The sequence below is a fragment of the Variovorax sp. Soil_C_26 genome (assembly GCF_057657075.1).
Window position 1 is genome coordinate 197294 of the sequence record NZ_JBDGJC010000001.1, and the last position, 22262, is coordinate 219555.

At 68.8% G+C, this 22262-nt stretch carries 20 protein-coding genes, 1 pseudogene and 2 riboswitches; of the genes and pseudogenes, 13 read left to right on the plus strand and 8 right to left on the minus strand.

Features of this window, described 5'->3' with window-relative positions; genetic code table 11:
- Window positions 1–26 precede the first annotated feature (26 nt).
- Window positions 27–704, plus strand: a complete 678-nt coding sequence (locus tag AC3A6G_RS00860) for a winged helix-turn-helix domain-containing protein (protein ID WP_487861628.1) — start codon at window positions 27–29, stop codon at window positions 702–704.
- Complete coding sequence (locus AC3A6G_RS00865; protein WP_487861629.1) at window positions 701–2056, plus strand: sensor histidine kinase; 1356 nt, start codon at window positions 701–703, stop codon at window positions 2054–2056. The genes AC3A6G_RS00860 and AC3A6G_RS00865 overlap by 4 nt, the downstream gene beginning before the upstream one ends.
- Before the next feature lie 22 nt (window positions 2057–2078).
- Here the strand turns inward: AC3A6G_RS00865 and AC3A6G_RS00870 are convergent, their stop codons facing one another.
- Together AC3A6G_RS00870 and AC3A6G_RS00875 are read right to left on the minus strand one after the other, a co-directional pair.
- Entirely contained in the window at window positions 2079–2501 is a 423-nt protein-coding gene (locus AC3A6G_RS00870) for an acyl-CoA thioesterase (protein ID WP_487861630.1), read from the minus strand.
- A 9-nt stretch (window positions 2502–2510) separates the two neighbouring features.
- Entirely contained in the window at window positions 2511–3293 is a 783-nt protein-coding gene (locus tag AC3A6G_RS00875) for an SDR family oxidoreductase (protein ID WP_487861631.1), read from the minus strand.
- A 107-nt stretch (window positions 3294–3400) separates the two neighbouring features.
- On the opposite strand from AC3A6G_RS00875, the gene AC3A6G_RS00880 reads away from it, so the two are divergent.
- The 7 genes from AC3A6G_RS00880 (at window position 3401) to AC3A6G_RS00910 (ending at window position 10566) form a co-directional block, all read left to right on the plus strand.
- The gene (locus AC3A6G_RS00880; RefSeq protein WP_487861632.1) at window positions 3401–5104 is read left to right on the plus strand and encodes an electron transfer flavoprotein-ubiquinone oxidoreductase; all 1704 of its coding nucleotides are present in this window, start codon (window positions 3401–3403) and stop codon (window positions 5102–5104) included.
- 2 nt (window positions 5105–5106) lie between these two features.
- The gene (gene denD / locus AC3A6G_RS00885; RefSeq protein WP_487861633.1) at window positions 5107–6123 is read left to right on the plus strand and encodes a D-erythronate dehydrogenase; all 1017 of its coding nucleotides are present in this window, start codon (window positions 5107–5109) and stop codon (window positions 6121–6123) included.
- Window positions 6124–6190: 67 nt separating this feature from the next.
- Window positions 6191–7162 (plus strand): TRAP transporter substrate-binding protein, encoded by a 972-nt coding sequence (locus AC3A6G_RS00890; RefSeq protein ID WP_487861634.1) that lies wholly within the window; start codon window positions 6191–6193, stop codon window positions 7160–7162.
- 99 nt (window positions 7163–7261) lie between these two features.
- The gene (locus AC3A6G_RS00895) at window positions 7262–7756 is read left to right on the plus strand and encodes a TRAP transporter small permease (protein WP_487861635.1); all 495 of its coding nucleotides are present in this window, start codon (window positions 7262–7264) and stop codon (window positions 7754–7756) included.
- A complete protein-coding gene (locus AC3A6G_RS00900) occupies window positions 7753–9030 on the plus strand; it encodes a TRAP transporter large permease (protein ID WP_487861636.1) in 1278 nt (425 codons plus the stop codon). The genes AC3A6G_RS00895 and AC3A6G_RS00900 overlap by 4 nt, the downstream gene beginning before the upstream one ends.
- 41 nt (window positions 9031–9071) lie before the next feature.
- Window positions 9072–9950 (plus strand): DUF4019 domain-containing protein, encoded by an 879-nt coding sequence (locus AC3A6G_RS00905; protein WP_487861637.1) that lies wholly within the window; start codon window positions 9072–9074, stop codon window positions 9948–9950.
- Between the two features lie 103 nt (window positions 9951–10053).
- A complete protein-coding gene (locus AC3A6G_RS00910; protein WP_487872822.1) occupies window positions 10054–10566 on the plus strand; it encodes a hypothetical protein in 513 nt (170 codons plus the stop codon).
- Between the two features lie 31 nt (window positions 10567–10597).
- Here AC3A6G_RS00910 and AC3A6G_RS00915 read toward each other — a convergent pair whose 3' ends face one another.
- Window positions 10598–11584 (minus strand): Bug family tripartite tricarboxylate transporter substrate binding protein, encoded by a 987-nt coding sequence (locus AC3A6G_RS00915; protein ID WP_487861639.1) that lies wholly within the window; start codon window positions 11582–11584, stop codon window positions 10598–10600.
- Between the two features lie 55 nt (window positions 11585–11639).
- Window positions 11640–13112, minus strand: a complete 1473-nt coding sequence (locus AC3A6G_RS00920) for an amidase (protein ID WP_487861640.1) — start codon at window positions 13110–13112, stop codon at window positions 11640–11642.
- 116 nt (window positions 13113–13228) lie between these two features.
- Between AC3A6G_RS00920 and AC3A6G_RS00925 the strand changes: the two are divergent.
- From AC3A6G_RS00925 to gcvP, 4 genes and pseudogenes are all read left to right on the plus strand, one after another.
- Window positions 13229–14131: pseudogene (locus AC3A6G_RS00925) on the plus strand (LysR family transcriptional regulator); the annotation flags it as partial.
- Window positions 14132–14166: 35 nt separating this feature from the next.
- A riboswitch (glycine riboswitch) is annotated at window positions 14167–14257 on the plus strand.
- A 12-nt stretch (window positions 14258–14269) separates the two neighbouring features.
- Window positions 14270–14384: riboswitch (glycine riboswitch) on the plus strand.
- Between the two features lie 47 nt (window positions 14385–14431).
- The gene (gene gcvT / locus AC3A6G_RS00930) at window positions 14432–15604 is read left to right on the plus strand and encodes a glycine cleavage system aminomethyltransferase GcvT (protein WP_487861641.1); all 1173 of its coding nucleotides are present in this window, start codon (window positions 14432–14434) and stop codon (window positions 15602–15604) included.
- Window positions 15605–15642: 38 nt separating this feature from the next.
- On the plus strand, window positions 15643–16014 hold the full coding sequence (gene gcvH / locus AC3A6G_RS00935) for a glycine cleavage system protein GcvH (protein WP_487861642.1): 372 nt from the start codon (window positions 15643–15645) through the stop codon (window positions 16012–16014).
- Between the two features lie 76 nt (window positions 16015–16090).
- Window positions 16091–19000, plus strand: coding sequence for an aminomethyl-transferring glycine dehydrogenase (gene gcvP / locus AC3A6G_RS00940; protein ID WP_487861643.1), 2910 nt, complete (start codon window positions 16091–16093; stop codon window positions 18998–19000).
- A 25-nt stretch (window positions 19001–19025) separates the two neighbouring features.
- Here gcvP and AC3A6G_RS00945 read toward each other — a convergent pair whose 3' ends face one another.
- The 4 genes from AC3A6G_RS00945 to AC3A6G_RS00960 all read right to left on the minus strand — a co-directional run bounded on the left by AC3A6G_RS00945 (window position 19026) and on the right by AC3A6G_RS00960 (window position 22221).
- A complete protein-coding gene (locus AC3A6G_RS00945; protein WP_487861644.1) occupies window positions 19026–19274 on the minus strand; it encodes a hypothetical protein in 249 nt (82 codons plus the stop codon).
- A gap of 93 nt (window positions 19275–19367) precedes the next feature.
- Entirely contained in the window at window positions 19368–20309 is a 942-nt protein-coding gene (locus tag AC3A6G_RS00950) for a DUF3014 domain-containing protein (protein ID WP_487861645.1), read from the minus strand.
- A gap of 139 nt (window positions 20310–20448) precedes the next feature.
- On the minus strand, window positions 20449–21498 hold the full coding sequence (locus tag AC3A6G_RS00955) for an NAD(P)H-dependent flavin oxidoreductase (protein WP_487861646.1): 1050 nt from the start codon (window positions 21496–21498) through the stop codon (window positions 20449–20451).
- 36 nt (window positions 21499–21534) lie between these two features.
- Entirely contained in the window at window positions 21535–22221 is a 687-nt protein-coding gene (locus tag AC3A6G_RS00960; RefSeq protein WP_487872823.1) for a Pr6Pr family membrane protein, read from the minus strand.
- Between the last annotated feature and the right edge of the window lie 41 nt (window positions 22222–22262).

Below are 22262 nucleotides of genomic sequence, written 5' to 3' on the forward strand. Positions count from 1 at the left end.
TTCCTCCTGAAGAAAGTCGGTCCGGCGTGCGCATATTGCTTGTCGAAGATGACAGCGCGTTGTCAGACGCGGTCTGCGGCTATCTGCGCGCCAAGGCTTTCGTGGTCGACGTGGCACCCAGCCTCGCCGACGCGCGCGGCGCGCTGCTGTCGGTGCAGTACGCCGCGGTGCTGCTCGACCTTCACCTGGGCGACGGCGACGGCCTCTCGCTGCTGCCCCAGGTGCGCGCGCTGCGCGAGCCGCCGATCGTGATCGTGCTGACCGCGCGCGACCAGGTCACCGACCGCATCCGCGGCCTAGACGCCGGCGCCGACGACTACCTCGTCAAGCCCTACGACCCGGCCGAGCTGCTGGCGCGGCTGCGCGCCGTGGAACGGCGGCGCAATGCGGGCAGCGCGCCGGTGCTGCACCTCGGCACGCTGGAGATCGACCTGGCACAGGACCGGGTGCGCAAGGACGGCAGCCCGGTCGTGCTGACGCAAAAGGAATGGGCGCTGCTGCGCGTGATGGCCACGCGGCCCGAGCGCATCCACACGCGCGAGAACCTGGCCGATGCGCTCTACGGTTTCGGCGACGAAGCCGACAGCAACACGCTCGAGGTGTTCATCAGCCGGCTGCGGCGCAAGCTCGGCAAGCGCCACATCCAGACGCTGCGCGGCCTCGGCTACCGCCTGTCGACCTCGGCCGGCGACGACAACGAATGACGCTGTCCACCCACCGCCGCGGCGGGCGCGACACGCTGGCCGGCCGACTGGCCCGCACGCTGATCGTCTGGGTCGGCGGCGTGTGGCTCGTCTGCGTGCTAGCGGTGGTCTGGTATGTGGACCGCGAGATCAACCACAACTTCGACAACGAGCTCGCCGAGGTGTCGCACCGCATGTTCGACATGGCGGTGCAGGAGCTCGAAAAGCTGCAGCCGGCAGGTGCCGCGTCCGCCGCACCGCTGATCGCGCCGAAGCAGCTGTTCGCGCAAGATGCCGTGATGTACCAGGTGGTCGACATCCACGAGCGCGTGCTGCTGCGCTCGGCCGAGGCGCCCACCGGCGCCTTCGATGTGCCGCTGGCGGCGGGCTTCGCGAACAACCACGCGTGGCGCGTCTACACGGTGCGGCATCCCACGCTCGGGCTGTACTTCCAGGTGGCCGATCCGCTCGACGAGCGGCGCACGGCGCTCAACCGCACGCTCGTCGGCCTCATCATCCCGCTCGGTGCGGTGCTGCCGCTGCTGGCGCTGGTACTGCGCAAGGTGGCGCGCACCGAGCTGCGCGTGCTGGAGCAGCTCGCGGGCGAGATCGAGAAGCGCAGCGGCGCCGACCTGCGGCCGATCGCCCTGCCCGGCCTGCCGATCGAGCTGCGCGCGGTCGGCGACCATGTCAACAGCCTGCTCGAGCGCCTGTCGCAGTCGCTCGATGTCGAGCGCGCGCTGGCCGCGAACGCCGCGCACGAACTGCGCACCCCGCTGGCCGCGGCGCGGCTGCGGCTGCAGACCGCGCTCGAGCACGAACTGCGACGCGACGACGTGCAGGCCGCGCTCGATGCGCTGCAGATGCTCAGCCACCGCACCGAGAAGCTGCTGCAGCTCTCGCGCGCCGAATCGGGCGCATCGCTCGCGCGCGCGCGGGTAGACCTGGTGCAGCTCGCCGGCGCGGTGGCGCAAGAATTCTGGGACGACCCGCAGACCGTCGAGCGTCTTGGGCTCAAGGTGCCCGACAAGGTGGCACCGGTGGCATCGGGCGACGTCGATGCGCTCGCGATCGCGCTGCGCAACCTGGTGGAGAACGCGCTGCGCTACGCCGGCGCGGGCCGTGTGGTGATCGAAGTGATGGCGCCCTGCACGCTCGCGGTGCGCGACTTCGGCGCGGGCGTGAGTGCCGAACAGCTGCGCACGCTGCAGCAGCGCCATGTGCGGCACAGCGCCGACCGCGCCGGCTATGGCTTGGGGCTGTCGATCGTGGGCACCATCGTCGAGAAGCACGGCGCTGCGCTCGAACTCGCGTCGCCGCCGCCCGGTGCGTCGAGCGGCTTCGAGGCACGCATCGTGCTGCCGCCGGGGTAGCGGCGCGACTCCTACCCGCCCCTTACCCGCCCACCAGCGCCCGCAGCCAGTCCGGCAGCGGCATGGCCTTCTGCTTCGGAAAGTCGACCCAGATCATGGTCGCGCCGCCGGCTGCGCAGACCACCTCGGGCGCATCGGCGCGCGCCATCGTGGCCCAGCTCTCGAAGGTGGTGCGCGCGGGGTCGCTGACGTACATCTTCACCTGCACGTCGCCCGGGTATTCGATCTGGCGGTAGAAGTTGCAGAACGCGTTGACGATCACCATGCCCTCGCCGCCGGGCTCGGGCTCGAAGCCGATGGAGCGCATCCAGTCGATGCGCGCGGTCTCCATGTAGCGAAAGTAGGTGCCGTTGTTCAGGTGGCCCATGGCGTCCATGTCGCCCCAGCGGATCGGGATCGACATTTCATAGACGAGCTTCTTCTGTTCGGGAATTTCGATTTTCATGGGTCTTTTTCAGAGCGCGAAGCCGTCGTCGGCGGCAATCACCGCACCGTTCACAAAATGGCTCTGGCCGCTCGCGAGCAGCACGATCAGACCGTCGAGGTCCTCGGGCTTGCCCACGCGCTTGCGCGGCAGCATGTTCACCAGCTTGGCGCCGCCTTCGGTGGTCCAGTGCTCCTCGTTGAGCTCGGTCGCGATGTAGCCAGGGCACAGCGCGTTCACGTTGATGCCGAAGCGGCCCCATTCGAGCGCCATGGCCTTGGTCATCTGCACCACGGCGGCCTTGCTCATGCAATAGGTGCCGATCTGCGGCATGACCTTGAGCGCGGCCACCGACGCGATGTTGATGATCCGCCCGCCGATATAGGTGCCCGGCGCCGCGCCCCTGGCGCGCGCGAGCATGCGCTTGCCGACCTCCTGCGCAACGAAGAACGAGCCCCTCACGTTGGTGTCGAAGATGTAGTCGAAGTCGTCGGGCGCGACGTCCTGCAGGCGCTGCGTGGTACTCACGCCCGAATTGTTGACGAGGATGTCGATGGGCCCGACCTCGGTCTCGGCGCGCGCCACGGCAGCCCGGATGCTCGCGATGTCGGTCACGTCGAGCTCGACCACGTGGGCGTCGCCGCCCTCGCCCTCGATGCGCGCGCGCAGTTGCTTGAGCTTTTCGACGCGGCGGCTCGCGAGCACCACCGCGGCGCCGGCACGCGCAAGCGTCTTGGCGAACTGGGCGCCGAGGCCGCTCGAAGCGCCGGTGACGAAGGCCACGCGGCCCGAAAGATCGATCGTGTACGCCATGAAAGAGGGTCCTTTTGAGTCGCCGAGGTGACGCCTCGCACTCCACATAAAATGTTTCGCGCCCCCGAAGCGTCCGAGCCTCAATCATTATCGACGAGACCCCCACAATGACCCCCGACGAAATCCTCGCCCAATTCGGCCCCCGCGAATCCATGGAATACGACGTGGTCGTGGTCGGCGGCGGCCCGGCCGGCCTCGCGACCGCGATCCGCCTCAAGCAGCTTGCCGCGCAGCACGACAAGGAGATCTCGGTCGTGGTGCTCGAGAAGGGTTCCGAGCCCGGCGCGCACATCCTGTCGGGCGCCATCATGGACCCGCGCGCGCTCAACGAACTGCTGCCCGACTGGAAGGAACTCGGCGCGCCGCTGAACCAGCCGGTGACCGACGACGCGATGGTGTTCCTGGGCGAGAACTCGGGCCTGCGCACGCCGGGCTTCCTGCTGCCCGAGTGCTTCCAGAACCACGGCAACTACATCATCAGCCTCGGCGCGTTCACCAAGTGGCTCGCGCAGCAGGCCGAGAACCTCGGCGTCGAGATCTTCCCGGGCTTTCCGGCCGCCGAGGTGCTCTACAACGAGAACGGTTCGGTGCGCGGCGTGGCCACCGGCAACATGGGCGTGGGCAAGGACGGCGAGCCGACCGAGAACTTCCAGCTCGGCATGGAACTGCTCGGCAAGTACACCGTGTTCGCCGAAGGCTCGCGCGGCCACCTGGGCCGCCAGCTCATCAGCCGCTTCAAGCTCGACGAGGGCAAGGACCCGCAGACCTACGGCCTGGGCGTGAAGGAAGTCTGGGAGATCGATCCCAAGCGCCACCAGCCCGGCTTCGTGCTGCACACGGCCGGCTGGCCGATGAAGAGCGACACCTATGGCGGCGCCTTCCTCTATCACATGGAGGACAACAAGGTCACGATGGGCTTCATCACGGGCCTGGACTACAGCAACCCGTACCTGAGCCCGTTCGAGGAAATGCAGCGCTGGAAGCTGCACCCCAACATCCGCTGGTACCTCGAAGGCGACGAAGCCAAGGGCATCAAGCCCGCCAAGCGCATCGGCTACGGCGCGCGCGCCATCACCGCGGGCGGCCTGATGTCGCTGCCCAAGACGGTGTTCCCGGGCGGCGCGCTGGTGGGCTGCGAGGCCGGCTACCTCAACGTGAGCCGCATCAAGGGCAGCCATGCGGCCATCAAGACCGGCATGCTGGCCGCCGAAGCCGCGTTCGAAGCGGTGACCGCCGGGCGCCAGCACGACGAGCTCACGGCCTATCCGGCCGCGTTCGAGAAGAGCTGGCTCCACACCGAGCTCAACAAGGCGCGCAACTTCAAGGCCTGGTTCAAGAAGGGCCTGGGCATCGCCACCGTGATGAACGGCGTCGAGCAGTGGCTGCTGAAGGGCCGTATTCCATGGACCCTGCACCGCGACAAGCCCGACCACCTCTACCTGAAGCCCGCGGCCGAGTGCAAGCCCATCGCCTATCCGAAGCCGGACGGCAAGCTCACCTTCGACCGGCTTTCGAGCGTGTTCATCAGCAACACCAACCATGAAGAGCAACAGCCGGCGCACCTGACGCTGAAGGACGCCTCGGTGCCGGTGAACATCAACCTCTCGAAGTTCGCCGGACCCGAGAGCCGCTACTGTCCCGCGGGCGTGTACGAGTTCGTGCCCGACGAAGCCCATGCCGGCAAGGAGCGCCTGCAGATCAATGCGCAGAACTGCGTGCACTGCAAGACCTGCGACATCAAGGACCCGACGCAGAACATCGTCTGGGTCACGCCCGAAGGCGGCGGCGGCCCCAACTACGTGGGCATGTGAGCATGCAGGTCGTCATCACAGGAGGCGCGGGCTTCCTGGGCGCGCGCCTCGCACGCACGCTGCTCGCCACGGGGCGCCTGTCGCTCGCGGGGGCGCCGGCAGAACCCATCTCCCGCATCACGCTGGTCGACCGCGTCGCGCCGCCGGCTGACCTGGCGGGCGACCCGCGCATTGCCGTTGCGCTCGGCGACCTCAACGACCAGCTCGCCGCACCCGATGCGGCGCCCTGGCGCGAGGCGGCCGCCATCTTCCATCTGGCCGCCGCGGTCAGCGGCGAATGCGAGGCCGATTTCGACCTCGGCATGCGCAGCAACTTCGCGGCCACGCATGCGCTGCTCGAAAAGGCGCGCGCGCTGGGCACCCGGCCGCTGGTGGTGTTCGCGAGCTCGCTCGCGGTGTTCGGCGATTCGCCCGAGCAGCCGCTGCCGCCGGTCATCGAAGACCACACGCTGCCCACGCCGCAGACCAGCTACGGCATCCAGAAGTTCATCGGCGAGCAGTTGATGGCCGACTACACGCGCAAGGGTTTCGTGCGCGGGCGCAGCGTGCGGCTCATGACGGTGAGTGTGCGTCCGGGGCGCCCCAACGGCGCCGCCTCGGGCTTCTTCAGCGGCATGATCCGCGAGCCGCTCGCGGGCCTTCGCGCCGCGTGCCCGGTGCCCGACGAGACGCCGGTGGCCATCGCCTCGCCCGCGCGCACCATCGAGGGCATCATCCGCGCTGCCGAGGCGGGCGATGCCGAATGGGGACCGCGCACCGCGCTCAACCTGCCCTCGCTCGCGACCACCGTCGGCGACATGGCCGCCGCGCTCGAACGCGTGGCCGGTAAGGCTGCGACCGACCTGCTCGACCGCACGCCCGATCCGGCCATCCGGCGCATCGTCAAGACCTGGCCCGGCCACATCGAGGCCCGGCGCGCCCGCGGCCTGGGGCTGCTGCCCGATGCCGACTTCGAGGCGGTGATCCGCAACTACGTCCGTGAAAATCCCGACGCAGTCAAACTGCTTATTCGTGCATAGTCACCGCTTGCGTGAAACCGGTCTCAAGGCCGATTTCCACTCTTTTTTCCAACCGAGGAGACACACAATGAAGTTGACCCGACTGGCCGCCGGCCTGGTTCTGGGCCTGGGCATGGCATGCGCCGCTTTCGCGCAGACGACCATGAAGATCAGCATCTCGACCTCGCAGAACTCGCACCAGGGCGTCGCCATCGACACCTTCGCGAAAGAAGTGGCGAAGCGCACCAATGGCCGCTACAAGGTCGAGACCTTCTACAACGGCTCGCTCGGCGGCGAGCGCGAGTCGATCGAGGCGGTGCAGCTCGGCACCCAGGAACTCGCGTTCTCCTCGACCGGCCCGGTGCCGAACTTCGTGCCCGAGACCAAGATCCTCGACGTGCCCTTCCTGTTCCGCGACAAGGCGCATGCGCGCGCCGTGCTCGACGGTCCGATCGGCCAGGAGCTCTTGACCAAGTTCGAGGCCAAGGGCTTCAAGGCGCTGGCATGGGCCGAGAACGGCTTCCGCCACATGACCAACAGCAAGCGCGAGGTGAAGGCGCCGGAAGACCTCAAGGGCCTGAAGATGCGCACGATGGAAAACCCGGTGCACATCGCCGCCTATAAGGGCTTCGGCATCGTCACCACGCCGATGGCCTTCCCCGAAGTGTTCACGGCGCTGCAGCAAGGCACGGTCGACGGCCAGGAGAACCCGCTGCCGGTGATCATCTCGGCCAAGTTCGACCAGGTGCAAAAGCACCTCTCGCTCACCGGCCACGTGTATTCGCCCTGCATCTTCGTGATGAACAAGGCCAGCTTCGACAAGCTCAGCGCCGCCGACAAGCAGGCTTTCCTCGAAGCCGCCAAGGAAGGCACCAAGGCCAACCGCGCACGCGTGGACGAAGACGACGCCAAGGGCGTGGCCGACCTGCGCGCCAAGGGCATGACCGTGATCGAGAACCTCGACAAGGCCAAGTTCGTGGCGGCGCTGGCACCGGTGAACACGCAGTTCGAAAAGGACTTCGGCAAGGCCAACCTGGACAAGATCCGCAACTACAAGTGATCGTCGGCCCCCGACCGGCGCTTGCTTGAAGGCTGCGCCCGCCCGGCACCACGCCAGGCGGGCGTTCCTGTTTTTGTTTTACCGTCAGAGTTTTTTCAAATGAAAACCATGTTCCTCGGCGTGGAGCGATGGACCACCATGGTGTCCATGGCCCTGGCCTGCGTGATGCTCGTGGTGGCATCCTCGCTCGGCGTGTTCCAGATCGTCACCCGCTTCGTGCTCGAGCAGCCCGCCGAATGGAGCGAGATCATGATCCGCGTGAGCCTGATCTGGATGGTGTTCCTCGGCATTCCGATGGCGTTTCGCCAGGGCGCGATGGTGAGCGTCGACGTGCTGTACCGCTGGAGCTCGCCGCGCATGCGCCGCCTGCTCGATGCGGCGGTGAGCGTGGCCGCGCTCGCGCTCATGCTCATCATCCTGTGGTGGGGCTGGGACTACGCGATCCGCGGCCGCGTGCAGAGCATGGCCGGGCTCGAGAGCCTGTCGATGATCTGGGCCTACATGGCGTTGCCCGTGGGGGCGGTGTTCTCGCTCTTCGGCATCGTCGGCAACTACCTCGACCCGAAGCGGCTCGAACTGGAGACGGCGCAATGACTTCCGCAATGCTTGCCACGATGGTGCTGTGCTTCGCACTGTCGGTTTCCGTCGCCGTCTCGATCGGCCTGGCGTCGATCGTCGGCATCCAGGTGACGAACGCCCACATGCTGATCTCCGCCAAGGAGATCTTCAACTCGATCAACAAGTTTCCGCTCGCGGCCATCCCGTTCTTCATCCTCGCGGGCAACCTGATGGAAACGGGCGGCATCTCGCGCCGGCTGGTCGAGTTCGCCAAGAGCATCGTCGGCGGCGTGCAGGGCGGCCTGCCGATGACCTGCGTGCTGACCTGCATGATCTTCGCGGCGGTGTCGGGCTCGTCGGTGGCCACCACCTTCGCGATCGGCGCCATCCTGATCCCCGCGCTCATCAAGCACGGCTACCCCACGTCGTATGCGGCGGCGCTGCAGGCCACGAGCGCCGAGCTGGGCGTGATCATCCCGCCGTCGATTCCGCTGATCCTCTACGGCGTGAGCGCCGAAGTGTCGATCGGCGAGCTGTTCATCGCAGGCGTTGGTCCCGGCCTGCTCATCAGCGGCGCGCTGATGCTGTTCGTCTGGGCCTTCTGCAAGTGGAAGGGCTGGGGCAAGAGCGACGGCGAGGGCCGCATGCCCTTCGGCCGCGCGCTGCTGCAGGCCGGCTGGGCGCTCTTGATGCCGGTCATCATCCTGGGCGGCATCTACGGCGGCATCTTCACGCCCACCGAAGCCTCGGCGGTCGCCGTGTTCTATGCGCTCGTCGTGGGCGTGGTGATCTACCGCGAGATCAAGCCGAGCGACCTGTTCGGCATCCTGCGCAAGTCAGTGCTCTCGTCGGCGGTGATCATGTTCATCATCGCCAACGCGGGCCTGTTCGCGTTCCTGATCACGCGTGCGGGCGTGCCCGATGCGATCGGCCATTGGCTCGAGGAAGTGCTCAAGTCGCCGACGATGTTCCTGCTGGGCGTGAATGCGGCGCTGTTCCTCATCGGCATGTTCATCGAGACCAGCGCGGCGATCATCGTGCTCGCACCGATCCTTGCGCCGGTGGCGATGCACTTCGGGGTCGACCCGGTGCACTTCGGGCTCATCATGGTGGTGAACCTCGCACTCGGCATGATCACGCCGCCCTTTGGCGTGAACCTGTTCGCGGCCTGCACCGTGGCGCGCATCTCGCTCGACCGAATAGTGAAGCACCTGATTCCCTTCGTGCTGGTGATCATGGTGTGCCTGATGGTGATCACCTACGTGCCCTGGATCTCGCTGTCGGTGCGCGACCTGATGTACGCACGCTGACCTGCGCGCACACGTACAAGAAAACAGGGGGGAACGACACCATGCATCGCATCTCGACGCAGCTTCTCGCCGGCTGGGTTCTTGCAGCCGCCGCCCTTGGCGCCGCGGCGGCCGACAAGCTCCCTGCGGGCCGGTCGGCCGACGAACTGCTGCAAGGGGCGCACGCCACCCTGCGCCAGCTGGATGAAGACCGCTTCGGGCCGCTGTGGGACAACGCATCACGCGTGCTCAAGTCGCGCGTGCCGCGCGCCGCCTTCGTCGACACCACGCGCAAGGCGCGCCAGACGCTCGGCGCCGTGAAGCAGCGCGACTGGCAGAGCGTGACGCGCCGCACCACCAGCGCCGACGGCAGCCTGCAGGACCTGCCCGCCGGCACCTATGCCAACGTAGAGTTCGTCACGCTGCTGGCCGATGGCAAGGCGGGTTCCGAGAAGCTCAGCTTTTCGCTCGATGAGGGCAAGCGCTGGCGATTTACGGGGTACGTGGCGTTTCGGCCCGAGGCCTCGGCGGCGTCGGCCGCACCGGCACCGACTGCCAGGGCTGCTTCTGCAGCGGCGGAATCTCCCCCCACGACGGCCGGCACCGCCATCGCCGAAGTCGATGCCGCGGTGCGCGCCTGGGCCGCCGCCTGGGCCGCCAAGGACCTGGACCGCTACTTCGCCGTCTATGCGCCGGAGGCGGTGCCGAGCGGCAAGCTCGACCGCCGCGGCTGGGAAGCCGACCGGCGCAAGCGCATCGAGGGCAAGTCGCGCATCGAGGTGGGTGTCGACGACCTCGTCATCAGCATCCATGGCACCACCGCCACCGCGCACTTCAAGCAGACCTACCGCGCCGATGCGCTGAACGACACGAGCCGCAAGACGCTCGAGTTCCAGCGCGTGGACGACCGCTGGCTCATCCGCCGCGAAACCGCGGGCTGAGTCCGGGCGCCGCCGAAGCCTTCGCCATGTAAGGCAAAAGCTTCATCAAGATGTCACCGCGCGCCGCGATGCTTCAGCCCTCGAATTCCAGGGCTGTTGCGCCATGTTCCCCATCAAGACCGACAAGGCACGCGACGAACTCCGGGGCGGCCAGCGCACCCTGACGCAGCGCGAACGCGCGCTGCTGCTGATGGCCGACGGCCGTCGCTCGCTGAGCGACTTCGCCCCGCTGTTCGCGAGCCGCGGCGACGCCGAGCAGGCGCTGCAGGCGCTCGCGCACCGCGGCTACCTGCAGTTTCCCGCGCCTGCCGCCCTCATCGCACAGCCCGCCGCTGCGCCCGGCAACGCCGCCGACACCTTCGACGGCAAGCGCTCCCTCGCCACCACGCGGATGTTCCTGTTCGACATCTGCGAGCGCATGTTCGTGCGGCGCGATCCGGCGTTCGCGCTGCAGATGCGCGACGCGCTGCGCGAGGCGCGCGACCGCGAGGCGATGCTGGAGATCGCGGCATTGATGCTGGCCGAGGTCGAGAAGACCGCGGGCGCGGAGCGGGCCGAGTCGCTGCGCGAGCGCATTGAAAAATTGCTGCCGTCGGCAGCACAGGCCGTTCATTGAACCGGTCGTCGGCGGGCGTCGGAGACCCTGCTCAGTCGACCTGGATGTTGGCCTGCGCGGCCACGGCCCGCATCTTCGGGAGCTCGCGCTCGACGCGCTCGCGCACCGCACTGGCCGGGCCCCATGCCGGCGTGAGCCCCATCTCGACGAGCTTCTTCTGGAAGCCGGGCTCGCGCATGCTCGCGGCCAGCGCTGCCTCGAGCTTCGCCTGCACGGGCGCGGGCAGTCCCGCAGGCGCCAGCAGCGCGAACCAGGTGCTCATGTCGAACCCGGGATAGCCGCTCTCTGCCATCGTCGGCACGTCGGGCAGCAGCGCCAGGCGTTTCGCGCCGAGCGCGGCGATCGGCCGGATGCGCCCGGCCTTGACGAGCGGCGCCGACGCGACCACCGTGTCCACCGCCACCTGCACCTGTCCGCCCATCAGCGCCGTGAGGCTCGGTGAACTGCCGTTGTACGGCACATGGACCATCTGGATGCCGGTCGCCGACTTGAGCATCTCGCCGCCGAAATGCACCGACGAGCCGGTGCCGAAGCTACCGTACGAGAACTTGTCGGGCGCAGCCTTGGCCTGGGCCACGATGTCCTTGAGCGAACTGCCCGGCGTGTCGTTGCCGGCCACCAGCAGCAGCCCCATGTCGGCCACCAACCCGAGCGGCGTGAAGCTCGCGAGCGGGTCATACGGAAGGTTCGGGCGGATCGCCGGGTTCAGCGTGAGCGTGGTGCTGGCGCCCAGCAGCAGCGTGTAGCCGTCGGCGGGCGCCTTGGCCACCAGCGAGGCCGCGACGACCGTAGACGCACCGGGGCGGTTTTCGACCACGATCGGCTGCCCGAGCTTCTCGCCCATCGCGTTGGCCATCAGCCGGCCGAGGATGTCGGTCGCGCCGCCCGGCGAATAGGGCACCACCAGCTTGATCGGACGATCGGGAAAGCCCTGCTGGGCCAGCGCCATCGCGGGCACCGCGCATGCCGCGGCAGCGACGAACGCAAGGGAGAGGAAACGGGAACGACGGAGAGACATGGCGGTGCAAAGCTCCAGTTGGCAGGCAAGAAAAACGGAAGAGGCGAGACGGCGGTCAGCCGAGCAAGGGGCTTCGCACCCGTGCGTGACCGCTGGCCTCGTCGTAGGCATGGCCGATCTGCAGCACGGCCGCGTCGGCCTGCACCGGGCCGATGATCTGCAGGCCGGCAGGCAGGCCGCCGGCACCGAAGCCGGCGGGCGCCGCCAGTGCCGGCAGGCCGGCCATGGTGGCGGGAACCACTGCCTGCATCCAGCGGTGGTAGGTGTCCATCGCGCGGCCGCCCACCTCGTGCGGCCAGTCGAGCACCAGGTCGAAGGGGAACACCTGCGCCGATGGCATCACGAGGAAGTCGAACTGCGCGAACAGCCCGCGCAGTGCCTGGTACCAGGCCGAGCGCGTGCGCGCGGCGTCATACACCTGCATGCCGCTCAGCTGCAGGCCGCGCTCGATCTCCCACACCGCCTCGGGCTTGAGCAGCGCGCGCCGTGCCGGGTCATGGTAGAGCGCGGCATTGGCGCCCGCCACCGCAAAGCTGCGCAGGTCGATCCAGGCGCGCCACAACTGCTCGAGGTCGAAGGCCGGCAGCACCGCCTCGACGCTGCAGCCGGCCGCCTCGAAATGCCGCAGCGCCGCGGCGCAGGTGTCGAGCACGCCGGGCTCGGTGGGCAGATGGCCGCCCAGGTCGCCGAGCCAGCCGATGCGCGTGCCGCGGAAGTCGCGCGCCAGCGGTTGCAGGAAGTCGCTGCCCTTCGCCTGTCGGTGCGTGAGCGGCAGCCGGGCGTCGAAACCGGCCTGCACGGCCAGCAGCATGGCCAGGTCGGGGATGTTGCGCGCCATCGGACCGGCGACGCTGAATTGCTGGAAGAAGACCTCTTCGGTGGGACCGTGCGGCACGCAGCCGATCGAGGTGCGCAGGCCATACACGTTGTTGAAGGCCGCCGGCGTGCGCAGCGATCCCATCATGTCGGAGCCGTCGGCCACCGGCAGCATGCGCAGCGCCACCGCCACGCCGGCGCCGCCGCTGCTGCCGCCTGCCGAGCGGGCCGGGTCGAAGGCGTTGCGCGTGGCGCCGTACACCGGGTTGTAGGTGTGGCCGCCGAGCCCGAACTCGGGCGTGTTGGTGCGGCCGACGAACAGCGCGCCGCCGGCACGCATGCGTTCGAACACCACCGCGTCGGCCGGCGTGACCTGGCCACGGAAGATCGGCGAGCCGCGCGTGGTGACCATGCCGGCCACGGGCATGATGTCCTTCGGCGCCTGCGGGAAGCCATGCATCGGCCCCAGGCTGCGGCCCTGCCCCAGTTGGTCGTCGCGCTCGCGGGCCTGGGCGTGCAGCGCATCGCGGTCGGCGTGCGCCACGATGGCATTGACCACCGGATTGAGCCGGTCGATCTGCGCCAGGTAGGCATCGAGCACTTCGACGCACGAGACCTCGCGCGAATGGATGGCATGCGAAAGCGCTGTGGCGCTGAGTTCCACGATGGCCGAAGCCACCGGCGCCGGCGTGGCCGATCGGGGTTTGTGCATGCCTCTCCTGCGGAAAAATGACGGGACGAAGTCAGAATAAGCGCCCGCCAGCCATACGACAATCGCCGTTTGTTGCAAGAATCGTTGCGTTTTACGCAAACCTAGGAAGGTTTTCGATGCTGTCCGACCGACTGCAGGACACGGCGCTGCGCTACTTTCTCGAGGTGGTTCGCAGCGGCTCCGTGAGCGAGGCCGCCTCGCGGCTCAGCGTGTCGCCCTCGGCCGTAAGCCGGCAGGTGGCGGCATTGGAAGAACTGCTCGGCGTGCCGCTGTTCGAGCGGCACGCGCGCGGCATGGCGCCCAGCGCCGCCGGCGAACTGCTGGCCGCGCATGCGCGCCGCGGCGCGATGGAGGCCGACCGCGTGGTGTCCGACATCCAGGCGCTGCAGGGTCTGCGCCGGGGCCTGGTGCGCCTGGCCAGTTCGTCCGGCTTCGCCATCGAGTTCCTGCCCGGCGCGATGGCCGAATTCCGTGCCCGCCACCCTGGCATCCTGTTCCACCTCCGCGTGGTGGCGCCGGCCCAGGTAACCGCGGCGGTGCGCAATGGCGACGTGGACATCGGCCTCACCTACAGCCGGGCTGCCGAGCGCGACATCCAGGTGCAGCACATGCAGGCGGCGCCCGTCCACGCGATCATGCGGCCCGACCATCCGCTCGCGCGCTTTTCCACCGTCACGCTGGCGCAGATGCATCCGCATCCGATCGCCCTGCCAGAGCGCGACAACACGGTGCGCCAGTTGTTCGACATCGGCTGCAGCCAGCGGCGGCTGGTGTTCGACCCGGTGCTGGTCAGCAACCATTTCGAGTCGCTCACCAACTTCGTGCTGCACGGCGGCGGCCTGTCGATTTCGGGCGAGGTGACGGTGCGCGACCGTGCGCGGCGCGGCGAGCTGCATGCCGCACCGATCCGCGAGCGCGGCATGAACGGCCGCGCCGTCGAGGTCCAGACCCTCGCCGGACGCACGCTGCCACAGGGCGTCAGCGCCTTTCTCGACCATCTGCGTGCGGAACTGCCGCCGTCCCGCGCGGCCGGCCCGCAGCGCGATCCACTACACTCGCCGGGTCAGGAGAGAGCTTCGCCACGCGAGGCCGCCGAAGGCGCAGGGAACCCCCGAACGCTCAGGCAAAAGGACTGACACAGCGACAGCGAACGCCGTCGCTTCCTTGCTGGAGAGAGGCCGTTGCAGCGCGCGTTTGCGGCGACGGCCCACCGAAGGAGCAAACCCCGATCGTGGGGCGAATCTCTCAGGTAAAGCGGACAGCAGGGGTGGCCCATGGCTTGCGCCATGGAATTCGACTGCCCCTTTGGAGAGTGCCCCGTGGCTGCTTCCGCTGACCAACAACAACCATTGCTCAAGACCCCGCTGCACGACCTGCACGTCGAGCTCGGCGCCCGCATGGTGCCGTTCGCCGGCTATTCGATGCCGGTGCAGTACCCCGCCGGCCTGATGGCCGAGCACCGCCATACGCGCGAGCAGGCCGGGCTGTTCGATATCTCGCACATGGGCCAGTTGCGCCTGGTCGGGCCCGACGCCGCCGCCGCCTTCGAGACGCTGATGCCGGTCGACGTGATCGACCTGGCCCCGGGCAAGCAGCGCTACGGCCTGCTGCTGAACGACGAAGGCGGCATCCTCGACGACCTGATGTTCTTCAACGAGGGGCACGGCTCGCTCTTCGTGATCGTCAACGGCGCCTGCAAGATGGCCGACATCGCGCACATCCAGCAGAAGATCGGCGCACGCTGCGAGGTGCAGCCCCTGCCCGACCACGCGCTGCTCGCGCTGCAGGGGCCGCAGGCCGCCGCGGTGCTCGCAAGGCTCTCGCCCGGCGCCGAGCGCTTCGTGTTCATGACCGGCGGCGCAGTGCAGATCGGCGGCATTCCAGCCTTCGTCACGCGCAGCGGCTACACCGGCGAAGACGGCTTCGAGATCTCGGTCGCCGGCCGTGACGCCGACGCCCTGGCCCGCCTGCTGCTCACCCAGGCCGAGGTCAAGCCGATCGGCCTGGGCGCGCGCAATTCGCTGCGGCTCGAGGCCGGCCTGTGCCTTTACGGCAACGATATCGACACCACCACCACGCCGGTCGAGGCCTCGCTCAACTGGGCGATCCAGAAGGTGCGCCGCGCGGGCGGCGCGCGCGAAGGCGGCTTCCCGGGCGCGGCCCGGGTGCTGGCGCAGTTGGCATCGGCCACGTCGGGCGCGGCCGGCCGCACCGACCACGACACGCTCACGCGCAAGCGCGTTGGCCTGGTGGCGCTCGAGCGCATACCGGTGCGCGACGGCACGGTGCTGCAATCGTTCGAGGGCCAGGACATAGGCCTCGTGACGAGCGGCCTGCTCGGCCCCACGGCCGACCGCCCGGTCGCGATGGGCTACGTGGCCATGGCCTTCGCCGAGCCCGGCACGCGCGTGCAGGCCATCGTGCGGGGCAAGCCCGTTCCGATGGAAGTCTCGGCCATGCCTTTCGTGCCCACGCGCTACTACCGCGGCTGAGCTCGGCATTTCATTTTTTCCACGAGGAGTTTTTTCACATGACCATCAAGTACACCAAGGACCACGAATGGGTCTCGGCCGAAGGCGACGCGGCCACCGTCGGCATCACCGTGCATGCGCAGGATGCGCTCGGCGACGTGGTGTTCGTCGACCTGCCCGACGTGGGCAAGACCTTCGCGCAGGGCGAAGTGGCCGGTGTCGTCGAATCGGTGAAGGCCGCGGCCGACGTGTTCATGCCCGTGTCGGGCGAGATCACCGAAGTGAACGAGGCGCTGCGCGCCGATCCTTCGCTCGCCAACAGCGACCCGCTGGCCGCGGGCTGGTTCTTCAAGGTCAAGCTCAGCGAACCTGCGCAGCTCGACGCGCTGCTCGACGCCGCCTCCTACGACCAGTTCGCAGCCGAGTCCTGATGCACCGCTGAAGACGGGCTGGCCGCACGCGACGCGTCCGGCAGCCCCGCCCTTGCCTTTTCCCCCCGACACCGCCATGCCCACCCCTTCCCTCCCCTCCCTGCAAGAACTCGAGAATGCCGAGGAATTCCTCGCCCGCCACATCGGCATCGATGCGGCCGACGAAGCGCGCATGCTGCCGGTGATCGGCTCGGCCACGCGTGCGGAGCTCATCGACGGCATCGTGCCCGCGGCGATTCGCCGCGCCCGCCCGATGCGGCTGCCGGCGCCCGCCAGCGAAGCGGACGCGCTGGCCGAGATGAAGGCCATCGCGGCGAAGAACAAGGTGTGCAAGAGCTTCATCGGCCAGGGCTACTACGGCACCCACACGCCCGGCGTGATCCTGCGCAACGTGCTCGAGAACCCCGCCTGGTACACCGCCTACACGCCCTACCAGGCCGAGATCTCGCAAGGGCGCATGGAGGCCCTGCTCAATTTCCAAACGATGGTGTGCGACCTGACGGGCATGGCCATCGCCAACGCCTCCATGCTCGACGAGGCCACGGCCGCGGCCGAGGCCATGACGCTCGCCCGGCGCAGCGTCAAGAGCAAGAGCAACGTGTTCCTGGTCTCGGGCGACTGCCATCCGCAGACGATCGAGGTCATCCGCACGCGTGCCGCGCCGCTGGGCATCGAAGTGAAGGTGAGCACGGCGTCCGAGACGCTGCCGCACCTGATGGCGAGCTGCGACTTCTTCGGCGTGCTCGCGCAGTACCCGGCCACCACCGGCCATGTGCACGACCTGCGCCCGCTCGCGGGCCATGCCCACCAGTGCGACGCCGCCTTCTGCGTGGCCGCCGACCTGCTCGCGCTCACGCTCCTCGCGCCGCCCGGCGAATGGGACGCCGACATCGTCTGCGGCACCACGCAGCGCTTCGGCATGCCGATGTGCAACGGCGGCCCGCACGCGGCCTACCTGGCCTGCCGTGACGAATTCAAGCGCTCGCTGCCCGGCCGGCTGGTCGGCGTGAGCGTCGATGCGCACGGGCGTCCGGCCTACCGCCTCGCGCTGCAAACGCGCGAGCAGCACATCCGGCGCGAGAAGGCCACGTCCAACATCTGCACCGCGCAGGTGCTGCCGGCCGTGGTGGCGAGCATGTACGCCGTCTACCACGGACCCGACGGCCTTACGCGCATCGCGCAGCGCGTGGCCGCGCTCACCGCGATCCTCGCGCAAGGCTTCGCGCAGATGGGCCGCGAAGTGGTCAATGCCACCGCGTTCGATTCGCTGACGATCCACACCGGCGACGACACGCAGAAGATCGTCGAGCGCGCCGAGGCCGGCGGCATCAACCTGCGCCAGCGTCTGCAGCAGCACCTGGGCATCTCGCTCGACGAGACCACCACGCGCGCCGACATCGAGACGCTCTGGGCGCTGTTCGTGCCCGCCGGCACGCCGATGCCGCGCTTCGACGAACTCGCCGGCACCGCGCCGCGACTGCCCGACGACCTGCGCCGCACCAGCGCCTTTCTCGCGCACCCGGTGTTCAACACGCACAAGAGCGAGACGGCGATGCTGCGCTACATCCGCAGCCTGTCCGACAAGGATCTGGCGCTCGACCGCAGCATGATCCCGCTCGGCAGCTGCACCATGAAGCTCAATGCGACCAGCGAGATGATCCCCATCACCTGGCCCGAGTTCGCGAACATCCATCCGTTCGCGCCCGCCGAGCAGCTCGCGGGCTACGCCCAGCTCGACGCCCAGCTGCGCGCCTGGCTCTGCGAAGCCACCGGCTACGCGGGCATCAGCCTGCAGCCCAATGCGGGCTCGCAGGGCGAATACGCGGGCCTGCTCGCGATCCGAGCGTTCCAGGAAGCCAACGGCCAGGGACACCGCAACATCTGCCTGATTCCGTCGTCGGCGCATGGCACCAACCCCGCGAGCGCACAGATGGTGGGCCTGCAGGTGGTGGTGACGGCCTGCGACGCGCAGGGCAACGTCGACATGGACGACCTGAGGCGCGCCTGCGAGAAGCACAGCGCCAACCTGGCCGCGGTGATGATCACGTATCCCAGCACGCACGGCGTGTTCGAGACCCGCGTGAAGGAACTCTGCGAACTGGTGCACGAACACGGCGGCCGCGTGTACGTCGACGGCGCCAACATGAACGCGCTGGTCGGCGTGGCCGCGCCCGGCGAATTCGGCGGCGACGTGAGCCACCTCAACCTGCACAAGACCTTCTGCATCCCGCACGGCGGCGGCGGTCCGGGCGTGGGGCCGGTGTGCGTGGTCGAGGACTTGGTGCCGTACCTGCCGGGGCATGCGACGGCCGGCGCCGCGGGCAATGGCGTAGGCGCCGTTTCCGCTGCGCCCTTGGGCAATGCCGCAGTGCTGCCGATCAGCTGGATGTACTGCCGAATGATGGGCGCCAAGGGCCTGCAGGCCGCCACCGAGACCGCGATCCTGAGCGCCAACTACATCAGCGCGCGGCTCAAGGAGCACTACCCCACGCTCTACGCCAGCCCCAACGGGCATGTCGCGCACGAGTGCATCCTCGACCTGCGCCCGCTCAAGGAGACCAGCGGCGTCACCGCCGAAGACGTGGCCAAGCGCCTGATCGACTACGGCTTCCACGCGCCCACGCTGAGCTTCCCGGTGCCGGGCACCTTGATGGTCGAGCCGACCGAGAGCGAACCGCTGGCCGAACTCGATCGCTTCATCGACGCGATGATCGCGATCCGCGGCGAGATCCGCCGCATCGAGGAAGGCGTCTGGCCAAAGGACGACAACCCGCTCAAGCATGCGCCGCACACCGCCGCCAGCCTGGTTGCGAGCGAATGGACGCATCCGTATGCGCGCGAACTCGGCGCCTATCCGCTGGCCGCGCTGAAGGACGCCAAGTACTGGCCGCCCGTGGGCCGCGTCGACAACGTCTATGGCGACCGCAACCTGTTCTGCAGCTGCCTGCCCGTGGGCGATTACCAGGAAGCCGAAGCCGCCGCCTGAGCGCTTGGCGGCCTCAGCCGCCGGTTCAACCTTCGCGGCGGTACATGGCCCACTTGACGGTCAGCAGGTCGGCGGCGATCTTGGCGGCGTTGACGCCGGCGTAGTCCTGGGAGGGGTCGAATTCGAAGCCCTCCCGGTAGCGCCGGACCTCGCCGTAGTCGGCATCGAAGGTCATCGGACCCATGAGTTCCGTCGGGTCCGTGCCGGCGGGAAGCGCCAGGAATTTCGCGGGATCGGTAGCACTCTGGTAGAGGTCGACGCTCATCAGGCTCATACGGTGGTCCTCGAAACGGCTTGGATTTCGTGAAGGCCGATCATCTGCGCCATCGCCGCCGCGCGCAATCGGCCCGCGCCTACACGGCGCGCGTCAGGGCTGGCCGGCCTTCTTCGCCACCGCACCCGTCGCGACCTGCTGGCGGAAGCTGCGCAGGCTCGCCTTGAGCTTGCGCTCGTTCTCCAGGCCCACGCGCACCATGATCTTCTGGCCCGCCGAGAGCGATTCGAGCGCAGGGTCGACGTATTCGTAGCGCACCCACGGCCGCTGCGACGGCACGCTGCCCTTGACCTCGACGAGCCGCACGCTCACCGGGCCCGCGGGCTCGGGCGCCTGCAGCAGGTGGTCGATCACCGCGATCAGGCGGTCGTTGAAATAGCGCCCCGGATAGCCGAGCTCTTCGTACGCCTGCTGAAACAGCGGGTAGAGCCGCGCATACACCTTGGCCGCCTTCGCCGAATCGACCGACTGCGTCAGTTGCACCAAAGCGGCATAGCGCGCGCTGTTCTTCGCGTCGATCACCTCGGCGTTGCCCTGCCCCGCGGTGATGAAGCGCTGCCCGGTGGGGTGGACCGGCCACCGGCTGGCGGGCGCCTGCTCGCGCGGGAGGTTGTCGACCGTGGCCACGAAGCGGCGCACCACGCCGTCGGGCAGCAGGAACTCGGCCGCGTTGCGGCTGCCGAGCAGGTCGGCCAGCGCCTTGCTCACGCGCGAATCCGAATCAGCCACCGGCGGCAGCCCCGCGTCGGGCGGTGCAAGCCCTTCGAGCGGGTTCTGCGGTTCGAGCAGCTCGGGCAGCGGCGAGAGCGGCGGCAGCACCAGGCCGTCGTTCGGCGTGGCGGCCATGGGCGGCGAAGGCGCGAGCGCCTCGGGCTGCTGTTGCTGCTGCTGGTACCAGCGCCAGCCGAAGAACGCCGCCACCAGGGCCAGCAGCAGGATGACGACGATGAGGCCGGTGGGTGTTTCGCGCCGCGGCCTGAACTCGGGGGCGTCGGAATGGTTGTCGCGGAGGTCGGAGGGATCTCGTTCGGGCATGTCGGCGGTTTCCTTTTGCAAAGAGCAATGGGAGACGAGCACCGATGGTGCACCAAATCGACGCCGTAGCGCCTCCTCCCGCTCGTAACGCGGTGTGACCCGTTCACCGCGTCGAAGTTCAGCCCGGCGCGATGTGTCTTCAGGCCAGGCCGTGTGCCAGCGCACGCGTGATCTCGGCGGCCGGCAGGTCGCGGCAGCCCATGGCGTTCTGCCCCGACCAGAGCGGCGAGAAATCACCGCTGCCCTGCGCCTCCGCCTTGGCCCGCAGCGGCGCGATGGCCGAGGTGGCGAGCGGAAACTCGGGCGCCGCCGCGCCGATCGGTCCGAGATCGCGCATCACGCGGTTCACGATGCCGCGCGCCGGCCGGCCGGTGAAGAGATTGGTCAACGCCGTGTGGCGCGCTCCCTCGCTCTGGAGCGCCGCGCGGTGCAGCGCGCTGGTGGTGGCCTCGGGCGCGAGCATGTAGGCCGTGCCCACCTGCACGCCCGCTGCACCCAGCGCCATGGCGGCCCTCACGCCATCGGCATCGGCGATGCCGCCCGCGGCGATAACCGGCAGCCGGACCGCGCGCACCACCTGCGGCAGCAGCGCGAAAGTGCCGAGCTGCTTGGTCAGGTCGTGCGAGAGGAAGTGGCCGCGATGGCCCCCCGCTTCGAGCCCCTGCGCAATGACCGCGTCGACGCCCTGCGCCTCGAGCGACAGCGCCTCGTCGACGGTGGTGGCCGATGCAAGGATCTTCGAGCCCCAGCCGCGCACCTGCGCCAGCAGCGCTTCGTGCGGCAGCCCGAAATGGAAGCTCACCACCGGCGGGCGGAATTCGGCGAGCAGCTCGGCCACTTCGGCGCTGAAGGGGTTGCGCCCCGGACCGGTCGGAATGGAAGCGGCATCGATGCCGAACTCGCGGTAGTAAGGCGCCAGTGCCTCACGCCACATGGCTTCGCGCGCCGCGTCGGGCGCGGGCGTCACATGGGCAAAGAAATTGACGTTGTAAGGCTTGCCGGTGCCTGCGCGGATGGCCGCCAGTTCGCTGCGGAGCGCGTCGTTGCCGAGCATCGCGCAAGGCAGCGAGCCGAGCCCGCCCGCGTTGCTGACCGCGATCGCCATCGCGCTGCCCTGGATGCCGGCCATCGGCGCCTGGATGAGAGGAAGCTCGGTGCCGAGGAGTTGCTGCAGTGTGGTCTTCGTCATGCCGCGATTCTGCGACGAAGCCGAAAACCCTGGGGCTCAGGAAGCCGGCGCGGGCGGCAGCTGCGTCTCGAGCCAGCGCAGGCCGAAGGCCATGGCCAGGAACACCAAGGCCACCGCCGCCGAGTTGAGCAGCGCGCGCGCCAGGCCGATCTTCGCCACGTCCATGAACGGGTACGGATACCAGTCGACGAACGCGCCGCGCACGAAGGTGTAGCCGATCCATGCCAGCGGCAGCAGCATCGCGCGGCCGATGGTGCCGCGGTCGGTGCGCGGGCGCGGGCCCACGAAAAGCCAGCCCAGCACCGCGCCGAGCGGGGTGACGGTGTGCAGCAGGAAGTTGGCCAGCTCGCCCGACGGCGTCAGGTCGCGCAGCCCCGTGAGCACCGTGTGGAACACCACGCCCGTCACCGCGATGCAGAGCACCGCCGTGAGCCGCAGCACGCGGAACACGCGGCCGTCATGCGCAGGCCTGAAGACCAGCAGCGCGCAGACGCCACCGATCAGCAGGTTCGAATCGATCGTGAAAAAGCTGAACAGCCGCACCAGCCTTTCGAGCTGCGTCGGCGCGAGGCCCGGCCCGTGAATGATCGCGGTGGCGAGCTCGAGCCCCACGCCCCCGGCTGCCGCGAGCGCGACCACCGCGTGGAGCAGGCGCGCCAGCGCCAGCGGGCCCCATGCGGCCTGGGGCGAGACGGGGTTGTCGATGTTCGTGGGCGTGGGCATCGGGCGCGTCCGGCGGTGGATGGGATAGCGGCGAAGCTACA